Annotated in this window: 22 protein-coding genes and 1 tRNA gene; 9 read left to right on the top strand and 14 right to left on the bottom strand. The window is 70.6% G+C overall.

The window, feature by feature from the left end:
* Positions 1-45: 45 nt before the first annotated feature.
* Positions 46-798 carry a lysophospholipid acyltransferase family protein gene (locus ACIA3K_RS25685; RefSeq protein WP_396804235.1) on the top strand — a complete coding sequence of 251 codons (753 nt, stop codon included), beginning with the start codon at positions 46-48 and terminating at the stop codon, positions 796-798.
* A gap of 18 nt (positions 799-816) precedes the next feature.
* Here ACIA3K_RS25685 and ACIA3K_RS25680 read toward each other — a convergent pair whose 3' ends face one another.
* From ACIA3K_RS25680 to ACIA3K_RS25660, 5 genes are all read right to left on the bottom strand, one after another.
* Complete coding sequence (locus ACIA3K_RS25680; RefSeq protein WP_396804234.1) at positions 817-1,524, bottom strand: hypothetical protein; 708 nt, start codon at positions 1,522-1,524, stop codon at positions 817-819.
* Positions 1,525-1,595: 71 nt separating this feature from the next.
* Positions 1,596-2,309, bottom strand: a complete 714-nt coding sequence (locus ACIA3K_RS25675) for a response regulator transcription factor (RefSeq protein ID WP_355052244.1) — start codon at positions 2,307-2,309, stop codon at positions 1,596-1,598.
* Positions 2,282-3,481, bottom strand: coding sequence for a hypothetical protein (locus ACIA3K_RS25670; RefSeq protein ID WP_396804233.1), 1,200 nt, complete (start codon positions 3,479-3,481; stop codon positions 2,282-2,284). The genes ACIA3K_RS25675 and ACIA3K_RS25670 overlap by 28 nt, the downstream gene beginning before the upstream one ends.
* On the bottom strand, positions 3,471-4,649 hold the full coding sequence (locus ACIA3K_RS25665; RefSeq protein WP_396804232.1) for a sensor histidine kinase: 1,179 nt from the start codon (positions 4,647-4,649) through the stop codon (positions 3,471-3,473). Before ACIA3K_RS25665 ends, ACIA3K_RS25670 begins: the two co-directional genes overlap by 11 nt.
* Before the next feature lie 119 nt (positions 4,650-4,768).
* Positions 4,769-5,164: a VOC family protein gene (locus tag ACIA3K_RS25660; protein WP_396804231.1), complete on the bottom strand. Its 396-nt coding sequence runs from the start codon at positions 5,162-5,164 to the stop codon at positions 4,769-4,771.
* Between the two features lie 124 nt (positions 5,165-5,288).
* Between ACIA3K_RS25660 and ACIA3K_RS25655 the strand changes: the two genes are divergently transcribed.
* On the top strand, positions 5,289-6,299 hold the full coding sequence (locus ACIA3K_RS25655) for a hypothetical protein (protein WP_396804230.1): 1,011 nt from the start codon (positions 5,289-5,291) through the stop codon (positions 6,297-6,299).
* 6 nt (positions 6,300-6,305) lie between these two features.
* Here ACIA3K_RS25655 and ACIA3K_RS25650 read toward each other — a convergent pair whose 3' ends face one another.
* The 4 genes from ACIA3K_RS25650 to ACIA3K_RS25635 all read right to left on the bottom strand — a co-directional run bounded on the left by ACIA3K_RS25650 (position 6,306) and on the right by ACIA3K_RS25635 (position 9,092).
* Entirely contained in the window at positions 6,306-7,199 is an 894-nt protein-coding gene (locus ACIA3K_RS25650; protein ID WP_396804229.1) for a septum formation family protein, read from the bottom strand.
* A gap of 92 nt (positions 7,200-7,291) precedes the next feature.
* Entirely contained in the window at positions 7,292-8,317 is a 1,026-nt protein-coding gene (locus tag ACIA3K_RS25645; protein ID WP_396804228.1) for a hypothetical protein, read from the bottom strand.
* Positions 8,317-8,814, bottom strand: a complete 498-nt coding sequence (locus ACIA3K_RS25640) for a SigE family RNA polymerase sigma factor (RefSeq protein ID WP_396804227.1) — start codon at positions 8,812-8,814, stop codon at positions 8,317-8,319. The genes ACIA3K_RS25645 and ACIA3K_RS25640 overlap by 1 nt, the downstream gene beginning before the upstream one ends.
* 47 nt (positions 8,815-8,861) lie before the next feature.
* On the bottom strand, positions 8,862-9,092 hold the full coding sequence (locus ACIA3K_RS25635) for a GntR family transcriptional regulator (protein WP_396804226.1): 231 nt from the start codon (positions 9,090-9,092) through the stop codon (positions 8,862-8,864).
* Between the two features lie 509 nt (positions 9,093-9,601).
* Here ACIA3K_RS25635 and ACIA3K_RS25630 point away from each other — a divergent pair.
* From ACIA3K_RS25630 to ACIA3K_RS25610, 5 genes are all read left to right on the top strand, one after another.
* On the top strand, positions 9,602-9,907 hold the full coding sequence (locus ACIA3K_RS25630; RefSeq protein WP_396804225.1) for a hypothetical protein: 306 nt from the start codon (positions 9,602-9,604) through the stop codon (positions 9,905-9,907).
* Positions 9,908-10,303: 396 nt separating this feature from the next.
* Entirely contained in the window at positions 10,304-11,047 is a 744-nt protein-coding gene (locus ACIA3K_RS25625) for a hypothetical protein (RefSeq protein ID WP_396804224.1), read from the top strand.
* Between the two features lie 161 nt (positions 11,048-11,208).
* Positions 11,209-11,472, top strand: coding sequence for a GntR family transcriptional regulator (locus ACIA3K_RS25620; RefSeq protein WP_396804223.1), 264 nt, complete (start codon positions 11,209-11,211; stop codon positions 11,470-11,472).
* A 69-nt stretch (positions 11,473-11,541) separates the two neighbouring features.
* The gene (locus ACIA3K_RS25615; RefSeq protein ID WP_396804222.1) at positions 11,542-11,955 is read left to right on the top strand and encodes a contact-dependent growth inhibition system immunity protein; all 414 of its coding nucleotides are present in this window, start codon (positions 11,542-11,544) and stop codon (positions 11,953-11,955) included.
* A gap of 76 nt (positions 11,956-12,031) precedes the next feature.
* Complete coding sequence (locus ACIA3K_RS25610; RefSeq protein ID WP_396804221.1) at positions 12,032-12,364, top strand: hypothetical protein; 333 nt, start codon at positions 12,032-12,034, stop codon at positions 12,362-12,364.
* 19 nt (positions 12,365-12,383) lie between these two features.
* Here ACIA3K_RS25610 and ACIA3K_RS25605 read toward each other — a convergent pair whose 3' ends face one another.
* Positions 12,384-12,947, bottom strand: coding sequence for a dihydrofolate reductase family protein (locus ACIA3K_RS25605; protein WP_396804220.1), 564 nt, complete (start codon positions 12,945-12,947; stop codon positions 12,384-12,386).
* A 172-nt stretch (positions 12,948-13,119) separates the two neighbouring features.
* Here ACIA3K_RS25605 and ACIA3K_RS25600 point away from each other — a divergent pair, with 172 nt between their 5' ends.
* Positions 13,120-13,380, top strand: coding sequence for a hypothetical protein (locus tag ACIA3K_RS25600; RefSeq protein ID WP_396804219.1), 261 nt, complete (start codon positions 13,120-13,122; stop codon positions 13,378-13,380).
* A 34-nt stretch (positions 13,381-13,414) separates the two neighbouring features.
* Here ACIA3K_RS25600 and ACIA3K_RS25595 read toward each other — a convergent pair whose 3' ends face one another.
* The 3 genes from ACIA3K_RS25595 to ACIA3K_RS25585 form a co-directional block, all read right to left on the bottom strand.
* On the bottom strand, positions 13,415-13,795 hold the full coding sequence (locus tag ACIA3K_RS25595; protein WP_396804306.1) for a VOC family protein: 381 nt from the start codon (positions 13,793-13,795) through the stop codon (positions 13,415-13,417).
* 86 nt (positions 13,796-13,881) lie between these two features.
* The gene (locus tag ACIA3K_RS25590) at positions 13,882-14,250 is read right to left on the bottom strand and encodes a hypothetical protein (protein WP_396804218.1); all 369 of its coding nucleotides are present in this window, start codon (positions 14,248-14,250) and stop codon (positions 13,882-13,884) included.
* A 346-nt stretch (positions 14,251-14,596) separates the two neighbouring features.
* Positions 14,597-14,672 (bottom strand) — tRNA-Arg (locus tag ACIA3K_RS25585).
* A 157-nt stretch (positions 14,673-14,829) separates the two neighbouring features.
* Between ACIA3K_RS25585 and ACIA3K_RS25580 the strand changes: the two genes are divergently transcribed.
* Entirely contained in the window at positions 14,830-15,513 is a 684-nt protein-coding gene (locus ACIA3K_RS25580; protein ID WP_396804217.1) for a hypothetical protein, read from the top strand.
* A gap of 15 nt (positions 15,514-15,528) precedes the next feature.
* Here ACIA3K_RS25580 and ACIA3K_RS25575 read toward each other — a convergent pair whose 3' ends face one another.
* Positions 15,529-16,581 (bottom strand): alpha/beta hydrolase, encoded by a 1,053-nt coding sequence (locus tag ACIA3K_RS25575; protein WP_396804216.1) that lies wholly within the window; start codon positions 16,579-16,581, stop codon positions 15,529-15,531.
* Between the last annotated feature and the right edge of the window lie 89 nt (positions 16,582-16,670).

Here is a 16,670-nt window from a genome sequence, read left to right as displayed (position 1 = left end):
TACGCCACCCAGGCGATCCCCAGCCGGGCACGGTAGATTCTGCGGATGCCGGAGCTCGTGTACCCGCCCGTTATCGCCGCTGCCAAGACGTGGTTCCGGGTCCTCGACCTGAAGATCACCATCGAGGGCGCCCACCACGTGCCCCGCACGGGCGGGGCGGTGCTGGCCAGCAACCACGTCAGCTATCTCGACTTCATCTTCGCCGGGTTGGGCGCGAACGCCTCGGGTCGGCTCGTCCGGTTCATGGCCAAGCAGTCGGTGTTCGCGCACCGGATCTCCGGCCCGCTGATGCGCGGCATGCGCCACATCCCGGTGGACCGGCAGGCCGGCGCGGCCTCGTTCCGTACGGCCGTCGACGCGCTCAAGCGCGGGGAGGTGGTGGGCGTCTTCCCCGAGGCCACCATCAGCCGGTCGTTCACCGTCAAGGAACTCAAGAGCGGCACCGTCCGGATGGCCCGTTCGGCGAAGGTGCCGGTGCTGCCGGTCGCGCTGTGGGGCACCCAGCGGCTCTGGACCAAGGGCCGTCCCCGCACCCTCACCCGCCGGCACACGCCCATCACGATCCTCATCGGCGAGCCGATTCTGCCGGCGGACTTTCCGGACCCGAACGTGCTGGCCGCCGAGTTGACCACCCGGCTGAGCGCGCTCGTGGAGCGCGCCCAGCGTGAGTACCCGGATGCGCCGGCCGGCCCGGAGGACACCTGGTGGCTCCCGTCTCACCTCGGTGGGAGCGCGCCGACGCCGCAGGAGGCTGCCGCGCTGGACGCCGAAGGAGAGGAACGCGCCCCCAGCGTCTGACGACGGCCGGCGTTCGCGTCAGTGACGCCCGGACGTGCCGTCGGCGAAGCGGTCCCAGGAGCTGGGCTCCGGCCCCGAACGGTAGTAGTCGTCGCGGGAGCGGAACTCCACCGGCAGCGAGCCGGGCAGGGTGATCCGGGTGTCCCCGGCGAGCAGCGCGGGGCCGGCCCGCAGCAGCAGGACGTCGCGCTCCTGGGCGGAGAGGTCCACCAGTTGCGGGCGGGTGAGGCGGAACATGGCCACCGCCCGGCGGACCTGCTGGGCCAGCGCCACGACCTCGCCCGGTGACCCACCCAGGGCCAGCGCCGGCTGCTGGATCGTCCGCAACGCGTCGCAGACGATCATCAGTTGCGGCGGCTCGGCGGGCAGCTCCAGCCGGGACGGCCACTGCCAGCGGATCTGGCCGGTCATCAGGCCGGTCACGCGGCCGGTGGACCGGGGCCGGGGCGCGTCGTCGGCGACCAGCGAGAGCTGTGAGCCGGTGCCCACCCAGCAGATCCGCTGGTCGGTGACGGTCACTGAGACAGGCCCGGGGAGCTGCCAGGCGCATCGTGTCTCGGTCGGCCCGAGCAGGTAGCCCGCCACGAGCAGCCGGTGCCGCCCGAGCACCTTCTCGCCCGCCAGCGGGCGCATGTCGTACCGCCGGTCGAGGGTGGGGCCGGCGTCGTCGTCCGGCGCGTCGAACCGGTGCGGGCCGATGAAGAAGGGGGACGCGTCGGCCTGCATCGTCACGACCTCCCGGTGAACTGGCTGTGCGTTGAGCTTCGCCGATTCGTCGGCCACTGTCATGACGCCCGTTAGGGGGTCGGCCGGTCGTGTGTCGCCTGTGACCGGTAGATGCCGATCTCCTCCGGGCGGACGAGGCCGTCCTCGATCGCACGGGCGAGTAGCGCCGCCTTTGTGGCTGCCGGCCGCCCCGCGCGGGTGTACTTGATCCGCGCGCGGTCGACGTACTGCTTCACGGTGTGCTCGCTGATCTGCATGCGACGCGCCACCGACGCCTTGGACATCGACTGGAACCAGAGCAGCAGGGCCTCCCGCTCCTTGTCGGACAGTGCCGGTCGGTCCGGTCTCGGGTCGCCGACCATCGCGCCGGCCAGCGCCGGAGGCACGTACGGGCGGTCACTCGCCGCGGCCAGCACGGTCGCCACGCAGTGTTCGCGGCCCTCGTGCTTGGCCAGGAACGCCACCGCCCCGGCATCCAGCGCGGCGAGCATGGTCTCCGGGTCGGTGTGCTCCGAGTAGACCACCACCCGCCGCCCGGTGGCGCTCAACTCGGCCAGCTTGTCCAGCGCCATCCGGCCGTGCAGCCGCAGATCGAGCAGGACGACGTCGGCGTCCGGCGCGGCGCGCAGTACCTCGTCCGGGTCGTCCCCGGTGGCCAGCACGGTCAGTCGCGGTTCGCTGGCGAGCCAGGCGCGTACCCCGTCGACGACCACCGGATGGTCGTCGACGATCGCCACCCCGACCGGCCGGTCACCGGTCACCCCGACCACCGGGTCTGCGCCCATCTGATGTCCCCGTCCCGTTCGTAAAGGTGCTGCACCGGCCCGTCCTGGTGTTCGGTGGGCGGGCCGGTCGCGTCCGGCCCCTCCCGGTCCGGTGTGACGAGGCTGACCACCACCTCGTCCGGGCCGGACACCACGGTCAGGCGGGCCCACCCCCGGGCGTCGGCGAGCAGGCTGGTGAGCGGGTCGGCCAGCCGGCGACGGATCTCCACCGGCAGCGGCGGCGGGTTGCCGATGGCGACCAGGTCGATCGGCAGCCCGTTGCGTTCGGCCAGGTCCACGGCGGCCCGTAGCTCGTGCAGGAGCGGGTCGGGCACGTCGTCGGATTCGGCGATCAGGCGACGCAGCCGGGCCGCGGCCAGTACACACCGGCGCTGCACCTCCGGGTCGGCCGGGTCCGCCTCCCCGTCGGCAAGCTCGCCGAGCACCCGCCCGGCCGCAGCGCCCACCAGGGCGAGCCGGTCTCGGCGTTCCTGCCGGCCCTGCTCGGCGGCGGCCCGCTCGGCGGCGATCGTGTGCATCGCCGCGGCTGCGGCGGCCCGGTCCCGGGCCAGGCCGACGATCACCGCGCTGCCGGCGAAGACCGCCACCGGCAGGGTGAACGTGCCGTAGACGTACATGGTGTAGCGGGCCAGGTCGGCCGCGCTCGGCGCGTACGCGAGGACGGCGGCGAGCGCGATCGTCGCGTGGGTGGTCAGCAGCGCGACGAGACCGCCGACCCGTCGCCCCCACAGGGCGAGCACGAAGAACCAGCCGAGCGTGCCCCACACCCAGTTGGCGGCGGTGAACAGGTGTCGTTCGCCGACCGCCGCGAAGACCGCCGCGTCGACGGCGACCAGTAGCCCGGCGAGCGGCCACGGCGGCAGTGGCGTGCCGCGCAGCAGCCGGACGCCGGCCACCGCCCCGGCCACGGCGACCAGCACCCAGCCGCCGAGCACGACCGCCGGTGCGGAGAACTGCGCGCGGGTCGCCAGCACCGCGGGCAGCCCGATCGCGACGTGCCAGGCCAGCGCGATGGCGACGGCGACGATCCGGGCACCCCGGTCGGAGGCCTGGGCGACGGCGGCGGGCGCGGCGAGCACCGGCTGCTCGGGCCCGTCGACCGGGCCGGGTCGAGGCACCGGTAGGGCACGAATCCCGGCGCGGTCCGCCGTCGCGCCGAGGTCAGCCGCCACCGGGCCACTCCAGTCGAATCCGGGTGCCGGCGCCGGGCGCGGAACACACCTCGGCGCGTCCGCCGACCGCCGCCATCCGCCCCTGGATCGACTCGCGCAGACCGTACCGGTGCGCGGGGACGGTGGCCGGGTCGAAGCCGGGGCCGTCGTCGACCACCTCGGCCACGACGGCGACCGCGTCGCGGCTCAGCCGCAGTGTGGTCCGCGCGCCCGGGGCGTGCCGGACCACGTTGGACAGCGCCGCGTAGGCACTCTCGGTGATCGCGTCGGCCACCCCGGCGGGCACCGCGCAGGCGGTCAGCTCCATGCTCACCGGCAGCTCGGGCAGCCGGTCGGGGACCGTGCGTAGCCGCTCGTCGAGCGGCACCGGGCCGTCGCCGGGCGTCGGGCCGCGGTCGGTCAACGCGACGAGGGTACGCAGATCGGCGGCGCACCGCTCACGGAACGTGACCGACGGGCCGGGTACCGCGCCCAGCCCCACCATGGTCAGGGTGCCGAGCAGTGTGTCGTGCAGGTCCCGGTTCTGCTGGCGCTCCGCCTCGCGGGCGGTCCGGGCGACCAGCGCCTCCCGGGTCAGCCGCTGGTGCTCGGCGAACGCGTGGTCGGCCCGACCGATCCGGCGGCGCATGACCCCCGTCATCATCGCGGTGCAGGCCGTCTGCACGAGCAGGGTGGCGGCGTGTGCCCGGGCCTCGGTGACATCGCCGGCCGCCTGCGCGCCCGCCACGTAGGCGGCGGTGACCAGCAGCCCGGCCGGGATCGACCAGCGGGCCCTGGCGGTGGCCTGCGCGTTGATCACCGTGGTGCTGGCGAGCACCGCGATCCAACTGCCCTCGCCGGGCAACACCTCGGGCGCCACCAGGCGCGGGATGAGCAGGCAGGCCACCGCGGTGATCGCGACGTCACCGGCGACCAGCGCCGGCGTGATCCCGTGGCGCAGCGCGCGGACCGCGTACCAGAGCGACCACCCGGTCAGCGCGGCCACGCCGGGCAGCAGCAGGGCCGCGTCCACCGGTGGGGTACGCACCGACAACGCCACGGCGGCGCCGACCAGCCCGCACGTCAGCCGCAGCAGGGCCGGCAGGGTGGTGAAGATGAAACTGAACGCCCCGCCGGCGGGATTGTCCAGGGTGGGCGGTGGCACGGTCGGGGCGGCAGTCGCCGGCATCGGGAGGTGTCCTTCCGACAACGACCCGGTCCCGGGTCCGCACGGCGGAGATCGACATCGGAGAATAGCATGGCGGACGGTCAGCGTTCACCCACCGGATGCGCGGTGTCGCTATGTCGTCACTCTGTGCTGCGAGGCTGGATCAGGTCCCAACGGTTGCCGTACAGGTCGACGAAGACCGCCACCGACCCGTACGCCTCGTGTCGCGGCTCCTCCAGGAATTGCACGCCGGCCTCGACCATCCGGGCGTGAGCTGCGGCGAAGTCCTCGGTGTGCAGGAACAGACCGACCCGGCCGCCGGTCTGGTCGCCCACCCGTGCCCGCTGTTCGGCGTTGCCCGCCCGGGCCAGCAGCAGGGCCGTCTCCCGAGCCCCGGGAGGCCGGACGACCACCCAGCGTGAGCCGTCCGGGCGAGGCGCGTCCTCCACCAACTCGAAGCCGAGCCCGCCGACGTAGAAGTCGATCGCCTCCTCGTACTCGTTCACGAGCAGCGCGACCAGTCCCAGATGTGCCATCTGCCCATTCTGCCGAGCGAAGCTCCGACGGCGGCGGGCGGTGTCACCCATGGTTGGCGACGTCACGCGGGAACCCCGCCGCGCGTCGGCCCGTCTCATCCGTCGGTGGAGAGGTGGTGAGGGGATGCGCCCGGGCGGAACGACACTGGTGGCGGCGCTGCTCGGCCTGGGGCTGTGCGGCCTGGTACTGACCGGCTGTGCCAGCCCGGCCGACCCGCCGAAGGGCCCCGGCCCGGCCGAGATCGCCGAGAAGTGGACCTCCTGCGCCGAGATCGCGCCGCAGGCGGGCGTCATGCTGCCCGTACGCCCAGGATCGGCGACGTCGTCGCCGGCCGGGGTCGAGCCGCGCGCCGGACGGATCGACCCGGCGTTCACCCCGGTCGCCGCCGTGTTGTGCGGCCGGGACGTCGTGCGGGGAGCCGCTGGCGGCCGGGAGCAGGTGGCCGTCGAGCGCCGCGCCGACCACATCGGTGAACTGGTCGCCGCCCTGGGCCTGGTTGACGAGGCACGCGGCCGCGGGGACGTCGCCTGCACCGCTGACATGCTCGTCCCGCCCTGGCTGGCGCTGCTCGACGACCGGGGCCGCTGGTTGCGCCCGTACCTGCCGATGGATGTCTGCGGCAAGCCGCGCCAAGAGGTACGCGCGGCGCTGGACGGGCTGCGGTTGACGACCGTCGACAGCCGTACCCTCGGGGTTGTCGAATCCCCGGCGGCCGAGGCCGCCGGATGCGCGCAGCAATGGTCGGACATGGTGTGGGTGGAGGCCACCATCGGCCGACCCGGCCGCGTGGCGCCGGGCGCCGCGCCGAAGGCCGGGCCGCTGCGGCTCTGCGTCTACCAGGTGCCCGCGTCCGAGCGCGGCGGCGGCAAACCAGCCGGTGACTTCGTGTACGGCCGACCGCTCCCGCCCGAGCGGCAGGCGGACGTGCTGCGGGCGCTGGCCGGCACGCGACCGGCGACCGGGTGCGCCACCCCGGCGTCCCGCTTCGCGGTGCTCCGGCCCGTCGACGACAGCGGGCCCGAGTGGTACGTCGAACTCGACGCCTGCCGGCGCTTCCTGGTGGTGGCACCGCCCGGCGGGTCACAGCTCGGGCAGGGCGACGCCGCGCTGGCGGCCCTGCTGGGACCGAGCTGACCCGGCTCAGCGGATCGGCAGCGCCTTCGTCCCGCCGCCGGCGATCGATCGCTTGACGTTGGTGCCACCGGACCAGTAGTAGCAGCGCACGCCACGGTCGCCGCGCTCCCACAGCGAGCGGTTCGGAAAGCGGTACGAGGTGCCGGTGCGGTAAATCAGATCGCCGTCCACCGGCACCTTCGCGTACCGGGCGATGACCTTGCGGCAGGCCCCGTGGATGGAGTCCTCGTCCCGGGTCGCGTCAGCCCAGGAGCGGTCCGGTGCCATCCAGGTGCCGGCGTACTCGAACTGATGTCCGGCGGTGCAGGCGACCGGCCGCAGCATCTGCCACTTGTCCTCGTTCATGCACCCGTAGTGCAGCGGGGAGCGGCTGGCCAGCGCGTTGCGCAGCGATGCGGCCCGCTGGATCGCCGCGTCGCTCTCGCCGTTCGGGCCGTTGACCTCGTCCAGCTCGAAGATGTCGCACCGGTACCAACGAGCGCCACCCGACCAGGCGGCCGGCGACGGCACCGTGACCTGCACCGACAGTCGGGCATCGCGCCAATCGCCGCCCACGAACTGCATCGCGCGCTTGTCACAGTCGGCGAAGGTCGACCGCAACGTCGCCGACTCCGTCTTGGGCGGCGCGGTACGGGTGGCCAGAGTGCCGGTGAAGGTGCCGACGTGGAAGGTCTCCACCCGGTGGGTCGTCGCGCAGTCGACGGGGGAGTAGCTGGTCAGGTACGACGTGGTCTCTCCGGTGGGGTGACACTCGTCGGCCTTCGGGACGAACTGCTGCGCCGCCGCCATCGGCCGCCAGTCGTCGGCCAGGTCACCATCGGTGCCGGCCGGCGTGCCGCACCCCGCCAGCGCCGCCGTGAGGAACGCAGCCGTGAGCGCCGCCCAGCCGTACCGTCGCATGTGTTTCTCCCCGTGCCCCCGTGTCGAACGCGGGCAGCATATGGCACCGCCACGACGGACCGGCACCGACTTCCGGTGCGGCCTCGTTGGCCTTACCGCCAGGTGTCGGGGCGGACCATGTCGCCGGTCGGCCGGTACCCGCCGAGGATCGCCAGGCCGTCCGCCTCGGTGTAGCCGTTTCCCCAGCCCTTGCGGAACGCCTCGACGAAGCAGGGTTCGACGGTCATCTCCAGGACGTCATCGCCCTGGCGACGGGCCCGGTAGGGACCCGCGACGAGGTCCGCCGAGCTGACCTGGTGGCCCGGAGCGGGTTGTGCCCGGACCGTCAGCCAGCGGCCGGCGTCATCGCCGACGACGAGCGAACCCTCGACGAAGGCGGCCTTCTGCGACCGGCCGAGGGTGACCGAGCATTCGAGCAGCCGTGCGCCGGCCGGCAGCGCTTCCAGGCGGAACGGCACCACGCAGCGGCGGGCACCGTCGAACCGCACCCGGCCCGCCGTGCCGATGGCCTCGTCGCTGGTGGCCGCGTAGGTGTCCAATTGCGCCCAGAGCCCGTCGGCGGGCTGCCAGCGGACGAACCACAGCTTCTGGTCGCCGGACGGATCGAACCAGGCGACCCCTGGCCGGTCGCCGACCCACACGTCGGTCCGGGGCTGCGGCCGGCCGGAAGAGGACAGGGTCTGCGGCAACGCGTCCAGCGCCGCGACGCTACGCGCCAGCGCGAAACGGGCCGCGCCGTCCGGGCCCCGGAACTCGACGCTCTCGGAGCCGCGTCCCGCCCGCCACGTCGCGTATTCGGCACCATCGACCAGCGCGTCCGCCGAGAAGTGCACGGTGGTGGGGTCTGCGCCGACGGCCAGCCCGTTCTGTACGGACGCCTCCGGCAGCAGGAGCGTTGTCGCTGGCGGCATCGAATCGTCGGCGCTGGGGATGGTCAGGCCCACCGCGGCGAGGGCCACACACACCGCCGCCGCGCTCGCGGCGAGCAGCCCACGGCGACGTCGCCGCAGACGACGCCCGTGCTGACGGGCGTGCTCGACGATGGGCGTCGGGTCGATGTCACCACCGGCGCGGTGCGCGAGCGTGGCGGCGAGCCGCCGATCGAGGTCGCTGACCATCAGAGGTCTCCTGCCCGTGCGAGGGTTGGTGCTTCCTGCCGTCTGCGCAGCGTCGTCAGGGCGCGCTTCGCGTGGGTGCGTACCGTGCCGGTCGAGCAGGCGAGGATCCCGGCGATCGCCGCGTCGTCGAGATCCTCGTAGTAACGCAGGACGATCACGGTGCGCTGACGCGCCGGCAGGTCGGACACCAGCCGCCACAGCGCGTCGCGCTCGGCGACGCCGGCGGCCTCGTCCACGTCACCCGCCCGATCGAGTACGGCGGCGACGCTGACCTCCCGGCTGCTACGACGACGCCACCACGAATGGTGGGCGTTGACGAGCATGCGCCGGACGTAGGCATCCGGCTGATCCGTCCGCGAGATGCGCCCCCAGCGGGCGTACGCCCGGGCCAGGACATCCTGAACCAGGTCCTCGGCCCGATGCTCGTCGCCGGTCAGCAGCCGCGCGAGCCGCACCAGCGCCGATGTGCGGGCGAACGCGTATTCCTCGAACGTCACGCCCTATTAACGCCGGCGGCCGGGTCGCCCGTAGACACCCGTTCCGACTACTTGTCGGTGACGTAGGTCCCGCGCTGAGGCACGGTCATGACCAGTCCGCGCTCGCGCAGCAGGCGGACTGCCGCCCGGACCGTGCCGCGGGCGACGCCGTACTCCTGCTGAAGCGTGGACTCGCTGGGGATCGGTCGCCTGGGTGGCAGCTCGCCGGTCTCGATCCGTTTGGCGATCACGTCTGCGAGCTGCACGTACATCGGCGTCGGAGACAGCGGATCGATCACGAAGGAAACCTAGGACACGTCCATGGACGTCTAGACCTCTGGTACGTCTATAGACGTACACATACGTACAGCACTACGGTGATGGCAGAGAGGTTGACAGTCGGTAGGAGGCCGGATGCGAAGGGTTGATTTCGATGACTACCTGCTGTCGACGGCACTGACCCTCGCGCGCCGTCACCGTCCGGCCTGGAGTTGGGAACGTTGGCGTTACATGTGTCGCTGTGGTGCGGACCTGCCCTGCCACTTCCGTCATCGCATCCCCATCAATCGGGGCCACTGGCCGGGCGAGGACCAATGACGCGGCACGGGCCGACCCTGCCGCTCTGGCTGTGCGTGACGTGCGACCGCCCTTGGCCTTGCCGAGCGCGACGAGAGGAACTGCGGAGCGAGTACGCGGAGGCTCCGTGCGCGCTGAAGCTCTACATGGGCATGTGCCTCGCCTCTGCCCGCCGGGACATGAGCTGGGCACCACCGGAGGCCCTGCGGCTCCGCTTTCTCGGGTGGGTGCCGTGACCACGTTCAAGGCCGGTGATGTCGTGCTCATCGGTCCGGAATGTTCGGTGCAGTTCAGCGGGGACAGAACCCTCCGCGTCCGGCTCGTGTCGATCGGTGCCCCCGACCCGTACCACGGCTGGGTGTGGCTGACCGGCTACGTCCTCGACGCGAAGGGCATGGCCACCGGCAAGCGAGAGGTCTTCGTCCGCAGCGCCGGCATCAAGGCTCGTAGCCCGTCGTCACCTGTCGTAGGGCGTGCTCGTTCGTCACGCACCCGGCGCAACGATACAGATCGTCCTGTAACGGTCCTCTCGGCATGATCGACGAGTCGTTCGGTGCAATCTACCCCTGCTAGAGGCAAATCCAGCAGCAGATGCTTCCTCCGCTTCGGTGGTGCTCTCGGCCAGGCCACGAAATCCTGCGAGGCGCGCCAGCGTGACCTCCGGCTGCCTGTCGCGCTAGTGAAGCAGTCTTCTAATGTATGACATTGCTCGGCCAGGCCTGGCGGGGAACCGTCCGGGGCCCTGTAAGTACTCGCCTAAGTCCACTCAACGGCAGGCAACTCAAGGCGAGGGCCAGGCAAAGAAGCGAATCATTCTCATTTTTGTGGGAGAGTGGCATGCTGCACAAGTTGTGACGCGTCATGGGTCATCACTAGTCGACGTGAAGTCGGCTCATCTTGTGAAGGGCTGGCGAAATACACTATGGGACGTTTTGTGGCATGGGCGAAGCAGCCGGCTGTTGTGGCGGTAGTCAGCGTAATTGCCGGCGTGTGCACTGTTATCGCACTGATTGTTGCAATAGCCTCACTCACTCGAGATGAGATGCGCGACGCCAGTTCCGGAGTGACTTCCACCCACACGCCAACGCCATCCTTCGTTCCCACGCCCCTCTTGGAACCTTCTAGCTCGAATTTCGAAAGTGGCAGCGTGGATGTGCCGCCTCCGTCGTCGACCGAAAATTTGTCGGAGGAGCCAAGTATCTCAGTTGGCGAGCCCACGGAGATCTCTTCGAGCCCGTCCCTGGGTTCGAAGGACCTGAGCGAGCACCTAGAGGAGACCGATTGCTGTCCTGACCGTAACGGCGGTTTCGAGAAATTTGCTTCGGTAGTGATGGGCGGACAATCCTACCAACAGTCCGTGCAGTTCACTTGTCGAGGAAAGAATACATACTTCGTGATTCCAGTAGGCGGTTTTAAAGCCCTTAGTTTCTGGCTTGGCATCGATGACAATACACCCTACGCTTCCGGGCGGGCGGCCGATGTTAGCTTCTATTCCAACACAGGTCAGCAGATCGGTGCCAAAAGGACTGCGACCCTAGGAAAGCCTGTAGTGGTGGAAGTCAACCTGCAGGGCGTTGTGCAACTTAAGATTCGTTGCGCTGGCCGCGATCAGCGAACTAACGAGCAGCGTGACGTCGAGCATGTGGCCTTCGGGCAAGCTGCGCTCATCAGTGAATAGGCCGAGTGGCCCCGCCGGAGATATCACCGACTATGGCATGGCGATATTGGACGCACTGAGGCAGCGTTCCGAATTCGCGTTGTCCGCGTGATTTCATGCCGTGACAGTGCCGGGTTCCTCGATCAGCTTGTCCGCGAGCGCGAGGAGCCCGGCGCTGTTCGATGCTTTCACAATACAAATTCGCTTGGCCGAAGACCAGCCGCCGAGCAGTCCCCACGCTCTACCAGCAGTTGGCTCACCTGCTCGCTAAACAGATCGAGGGAGGGCAAGCTCTACCCGGGCAGCCCTTGCCGAGCGAACTTCACTTGCAGCAGACGTACGGCGTGGCGCGCGGCACCGTCCGGATGGTGATGCGGGAGCTGCGCGAACGTGGCCTGGTCGTGACCGTGCACGCGCGAGGCACCTTCGTCGCCGAGCATGGCTGACCAAGGTCGGGCCTCGGTCCCGACGCCGGCCGCGGGGGCACCAGGATCGCGCGGCTTACGCTGATCGCCGTGACGACGATCGAGGAGCTTGAGCGTGACGTTTGGCCGGATCCCGGTCCGGACGACACGTTCCTCATCACGCGGTGCACGGAGCTGCGCCGCAAGCCGTTGGCGGAGTTCACGGTCGAAGACCTCAGGATCATGCTCGGGCAGCAGATCGGTGTGTCCGCCCTGCTGCCTCGTGCTGTCAACGTGCTGCTCCGCGATCCGCTGGCGGAGGGCGACTACTACCCGGGGGACCTGCTCGCCAACGTGCTGCGGCTACCCGGCCCGGCGTGGCTGCGCCTACGAGTGGAACGCAAGCGGCTGGCAACTGTACTGACGGAACTTGTTGCCCTGCCTCCTTTCTCCGATTCCGACCTCAAGCCGCGTGACCCGAACCGCCTCCTTCGTGACGCCATTACGACGTTCATCGGTGGCTGAAAGGCACACTGGCCGGTGCGAAGCCGCCGGGCGGGTCAGGGCAGTTTGGGTCGGGTGAGCGCGAGGAGGTGACGGCATGGACCGGTTCGAGGGTCGCTGCTGGCTGGACTGGTGGGCCAACAGCTCGATCGTGTTCGGCCCCGTCGACGTCGCCGTCGCGATCACCGCCACCGACGCCGGTTGGAACGCTAACGGCCACCTGGTCAGCGACTCCGACGACGACCGCGACGGCTTCGCCTTCCTGTGCGACCTCGATCCCGTCTTCACGCTGCGCTTCGAGGACGACAGCACCGTCGAGGTCAACGTTCATCCCTCGGAGGACTGTCGTCGGTTCACGCTCACCGAATACACCGGGCCGGTACGTCGCTCGGTCGAGCATCACGTCGACCTGAGCCAACACCGCTCCTGACCCCGACAGAGGTGGCACCTCAGATTCTTGTCTCGTACCTGGTCAGCAGCACGCCGCCGGGGAACGTCCGGGTCTCCACCAAGCTCAGGTTCACCCACTTGTCGATGGCGGTGAAGAACGGTCTGCCACCGCCGATCAGGACCGGGTGGGTGACCAGCACGTACTCGTCGATCAGCCCTTCCCGCATGGCCGCCGCCGCGAGTGTGGCGCCGGCGATGTCCAACGAACCGCCGTCGCCGTCCTTGAGCCGGGTGATCTCGGTGACCGCGTCGCCGGTGTGCAGGCGGGCGTTCCAGTCGACCGTGTCGATCGTCGACGAGAAGACGACCTTCGGCATGTCCCGCCAGCGGCCGGCGAACTCGATCGTCGCCGGTGTGGCACCGGGCTGCTGGTCGGCGGTCGGCCAGTGGGAACTCATCGCCTCCCACAGTCTGCGCCCGTACAGCGCCGTGCCGGTCGCCGCCACCCGGTCGGACCACCACTGGAACAGCTCGTCACTCGGCACACCCCACCCGAGGTCGTCACCGGGCGCGGCGACGTAGCCGTCCAGGCTCACGCTCATTCCGAAGGTCAGTTTTCGCATCGTGTCAGCCTGCCGTACGTCAGTCCTCGACGGTTGGACCGGCACAATGCAAGAAGAAGATCCGTCCGCCGCTGGCCTGCGGTGGTGGGGTGTCCCGGCAGGATTCGAACCTGCGGCGCTCTCGTGAGAAGAACATCGCGGATGGTGGCGGTGGGATGCAGGGGGAGCGGCAATGGCCGAGGACGACAACCGCCCGCTGAAGCGGGTCGACAGCTTGGACGACCTGGTCACCTGGCTGCGGTGGCTGGCTGATGATGTCGCTCGCGATCCAGACGGGGTCGAGAACATGACCACAGACCGCTACCTGGAGGCGTGCGCGGCGTTCCTACAGGACCGGAGCCGCCTGCAGAAGCGTGCCGGCCAACCTCTCCCGGCGCAACCGACCTGGCAACTCCTCGCGGACGCCCTGCGTGCCGGCTGCTTCTACGAGTAGACGCCAGGCCTTTCGCCGCAGACGATCGGAGTCGTCAGAGCTGCTGGACGATCTGGATCGGGTTGCCGTCCGGGTCGGCCGTCCACGCGATCAGCAGGCGGTCGAGCCACCGGTGCGGTGCGGCCAGGGCGGGGGCGCCGTTCTTCGTGAGGGCCGCGTACGCGCCGGCGGTGTCGTCGGTCCACAGGATCACCGCCGCCCGCTGACCCTGCGACACGGGATCGAGTCCGTGGTCCTCGCGCGTGGAGGCCGCCGAGGCGATACCGATCTTGTAACCGTCGAGCGTCAGGTCGATGTGGATCGGCTCGCCCTCGGTCGGCACCCGGAAGGTCTCGGTGAAGCCGAGATCGCCATAGAATTCGGCGGCGCGAGGGACGTCCTCGCTGAAGAGAATCACCTGGGGAGTTCGGAACATCGACACGCGGCGAAGCTATCAGCGGACCCGCTGCGCGTCCGCCGCAGGTGGCACGAGCTGCGCGGCGGCGTCCAGGATGCCGACGGTCAGGTTTCCTGAGCGGTAGCGGGGAGCAGGTGTTCCCCCTGCGGGTCGTAGCAGACGAGCCCATGATCGGCCGCCAGTTGCGCTGCTGCCGTTGAGACCTCGTCGGCCCGATTGAAGGGGATCGTGAAGTAGACCATCGGGCCCGACGCCTCGTCGACGAGTCCGTTCGACAGCGGGTAGAGCTCGGCGTCATGGCCGTAGAGGTCGGGCCAGCGTTCCGCGACGGCGGCGACGTAGGCGCGGATCCGGGGCGTGGGCGGCAGCTCCTCGAACTCGAAGTACTGCTGGTACAGGGCTTCGTACACCTCGCCGGCCGCATCGTCGTCGGCGGGCACGTCGCCCTCCCACACCGCTAGGTCGTAACTCATGCGCGGAAGTATGCCGGGCCCCGGTGGCTCGTTCCGCCCGCGATGGACCTGGCTGTACCGTCATTTCTCGAGCCGCAGGCAGGGCAACCAGCGCTAGATGCGGGTCGACAGGGCCGTTAACGTCCCCGAGGTGGACATGGCGGATTTCTGGAAGTTCTTGGAGCGGTCAGCCGAGGAGACGACCGACCCGGCCCGAAGACTGGACTGGTTGGCATACCGGCTCAGGAGCAGTCTGAAGCAGGCCTAGCTGCGGGTCGCAGCAGACAAGGCCGTGCTCAGCCGCAACTCTTGCGGCGCCGGTGATCGACTGGACCGGGAGCGACAGGCCGCTGACCTGGGGTGTCGGTGGTGCGCCCGGCAGGATTCGAACCTGCGGCCTTGGGATTAGAAGTCCCCTGCTCTATCCGCTGAGCTACGGGCGCGCGGCGTGGAAGTCGCGCCAGAAGGGTACCGCCGACCCGCCGCGTCTCGGGTCGATGGGTGCCGCCTCCACGTTGCCGTGCAGAGTCTCACGAGGCGGCTCCGGTCGGCATCCGGGTTCCCGCGAGGAGGCCGGTCGTCTCCCCGTACCCTCGGCTGGTGTTGCTGGACCCCGACGCCGAGAGCAGCGTCGCCTACGAGCTGTGCCAGGTCGTCGGTCGGGCGATTTTGCCCTACCGGGCGGCCGACGCCTACGGCACCGCCTTCTTCTTCCAGGGTGGCGACGACCCGGTGGGGGAGGCGCTGCTGACGGCGGCCGACCTCGTCGGCGCGGCGGGCGGTGAGCTGGGCCTGCGGGCCAGCGTCACCGAGCCGGCGGGCGTCGCGCCGGACGCCGTCGCCCAGGGCGAGATCGTGCCCGGCTGGTCCAGCTTTCCGGGCGACGGGGTCGCGGTGCTGCCGACCGCCGGCCTGCACCGCTACGCGGGCGACGGCGGCTGGCGGTGGCGGGTGCAGCCGGTACCAGCGGGGATCGCCGCCGGGCCCGAGGCCGTCGCCGACGCCAGCTCCGCCTTCGTCCTGGCCCATGGGGTACGAGAGGACGGCTCCCGCCCCCTGGAGGTGGCGATCGAGCGCGTGGTCCGCGACGGGGACGATGTGCGGATCACCACGGAACTACCGCCTGGGTACGTGGGTGCGCCCGTCTTCGCCGTGCAGGCCGACGCCACGGGGGACGTGTCGCTGTACTGCCTCGGCCTGGTCCTGCCCGGCGTCGGCGGGCACCCGGTGGCGACCTTCGACCGGATCGGCGCGGTCCTGTCGGCCGCGCGCGGCGACACCTGAACCCGGCTCGACCGCTCAGTCGCCGACCGCCGTTGCCTCGGCGGTGTCGGTCGACGGGCGGCGGCTGCGCGGCAGCGTGGGCGCATCGGTGTCGGCATCGTCGTCGGCCGGGGCGGTGGGGCCGGCGGCCAGGAACGCCTCGGCCCAGCGGCCGACCTCGTCGAAGACCTTCGCCCGTACGGCCGGGCCGGAGAGCGTGAGGTCGTGCAACCCGCCGTCGAAGCGGGCCAGGGTGACGTGCTGGCCGAGGCGGGGCGCGTACTTCACCATGTGCCCCACGTCCAGCACCGCATCGGCCAGGGTGGCGTTGGCGTGCCACTTCTTGCCCCGGAACGAGCGGGTCGAGCAGGCCAGCAGCACCGGCACCGGGATGTCCAGGCCGGCGCGCAGCCGGCGCTGGCCGGTGCGGATCGCGTTCAGCCAGCCGGCCCGTACCGGGAACCCGCCCAGCGGCTTCCAGGCCAGGTCATAGGTCCACTCGCCGCGGTGCTCGGCGTGCAGGCTCTCGCCGTACACCGTGCCCAGGCCCAACGGCAGAACGCGGTGCGGCGCCCTGCGGCCCAGCCGGGCGACGGCGGCCGCGAGGGGTCGACGGACCGCCCAGGGAGCGTTGAGGTCGAAGAAAGGGCTGTTGAGGACCAGGCCGTCGACGACGCCGGCGTCGCGGCGGGCGTCCGCCCAGAGCGAGATGATCAGGCCGCCGGTGGAGTGGCCCATCACCAGCAGGGTGTCGTGCTCGTCCTCGCCACGGATGATCTCGGCGGCGGCGTCCAGCTCGGGGAAGTAGTCGCTGATGTCGCGGCAGAAGTTCGGCGTCTGGTGCGCGAGCAGACTACGACCGTACTTGCGCAGGTCGAGCGCGTAGAAGTCCCAACCACGCTCCGCGAAGAAGTCGGCCAGATGAGTCTGGAAAAAGTAGTCGACGAACCCGTGCACGTAGAGCACCGCCCGCCCGGTGGGGCGCTCGGCCCGCCGCCGGACCAGGGTCGCGACAACGGGACCTTCGTCGTCGGTGCCCAGGTCGATCGTCCGCCGCTCGTAGGGCAGCCCCAACACGTCCGGTTCCACAACCGCGACGCTACGCCGCCCTGCCTACCCAGCGGTAGCCCCGCCCGCGCCCGCCCCGCCCTCGCCCGCGATCTTGCACTTTCTGTGGC

The organism is Micromonospora sp. NPDC051543 (assembly GCF_044454415.1).
GTDB lineage: Bacteria > Actinomycetota > Actinomycetes > Mycobacteriales > Micromonosporaceae > Micromonospora.
This window is presented reverse-complemented; position numbering and strand designations above follow the sequence as displayed.

Coding starts and splice junctions, on each gene's coding strand:
- ACIA3K_RS25685 (WP_396804235.1), top strand. CDS start 46: ATGCCGGAGCTCGTGTACCCGCCCGTTATCGCCGCTGCCAAGACGTGG.
- ACIA3K_RS25680 (WP_396804234.1), bottom strand. CDS start 1,524: ATGCAGGCCGACGCGTCCCCCTTCTTCATCGGCCCGCACCGGTTCGAC.
- ACIA3K_RS25675 (WP_355052244.1), bottom strand. CDS start 2,309: ATGGGCGCAGACCCGGTGGTCGGGGTGACCGGTGACCGGCCGGTCGGG.
- ACIA3K_RS25665 (WP_396804232.1), bottom strand. CDS start 4,649: ATGCCGGCGACTGCCGCCCCGACCGTGCCACCGCCCACCCTGGACAAT.
- ACIA3K_RS25660 (WP_396804231.1), bottom strand. CDS start 5,164: ATGGCACATCTGGGACTGGTCGCGCTGCTCGTGAACGAGTACGAGGAG.
- ACIA3K_RS25655 (WP_396804230.1), top strand. CDS start 5,289: ATGCGCCCGGGCGGAACGACACTGGTGGCGGCGCTGCTCGGCCTGGGG.
- ACIA3K_RS25650 (WP_396804229.1), bottom strand. CDS start 7,199: ATGCGACGGTACGGCTGGGCGGCGCTCACGGCTGCGTTCCTCACGGCG.
- ACIA3K_RS25645 (WP_396804228.1), bottom strand. CDS start 8,317: ATGGTCAGCGACCTCGATCGGCGGCTCGCCGCCACGCTCGCGCACCGC.
- ACIA3K_RS25620 (WP_396804223.1), top strand. CDS start 11,209: ATGCTTTCACAATACAAATTCGCTTGGCCGAAGACCAGCCGCCGAGCA.
- ACIA3K_RS25610 (WP_396804221.1), top strand. CDS start 12,032: ATGGACCGGTTCGAGGGTCGCTGCTGGCTGGACTGGTGGGCCAACAGC.
- ACIA3K_RS25605 (WP_396804220.1), bottom strand. CDS start 12,947: ATGCGAAAACTGACCTTCGGAATGAGCGTGAGCCTGGACGGCTACGTC.
- ACIA3K_RS25600 (WP_396804219.1), top strand. CDS start 13,120: ATGGCCGAGGACGACAACCGCCCGCTGAAGCGGGTCGACAGCTTGGAC.
- ACIA3K_RS25595 (WP_396804306.1), bottom strand. CDS start 13,795: ATGTTCCGAACTCCCCAGGTGATTCTCTTCAGCGAGGACGTCCCTCGC.
- ACIA3K_RS25590 (WP_396804218.1), bottom strand. CDS start 14,250: ATGAGTTACGACCTAGCGGTGTGGGAGGGCGACGTGCCCGCCGACGAC.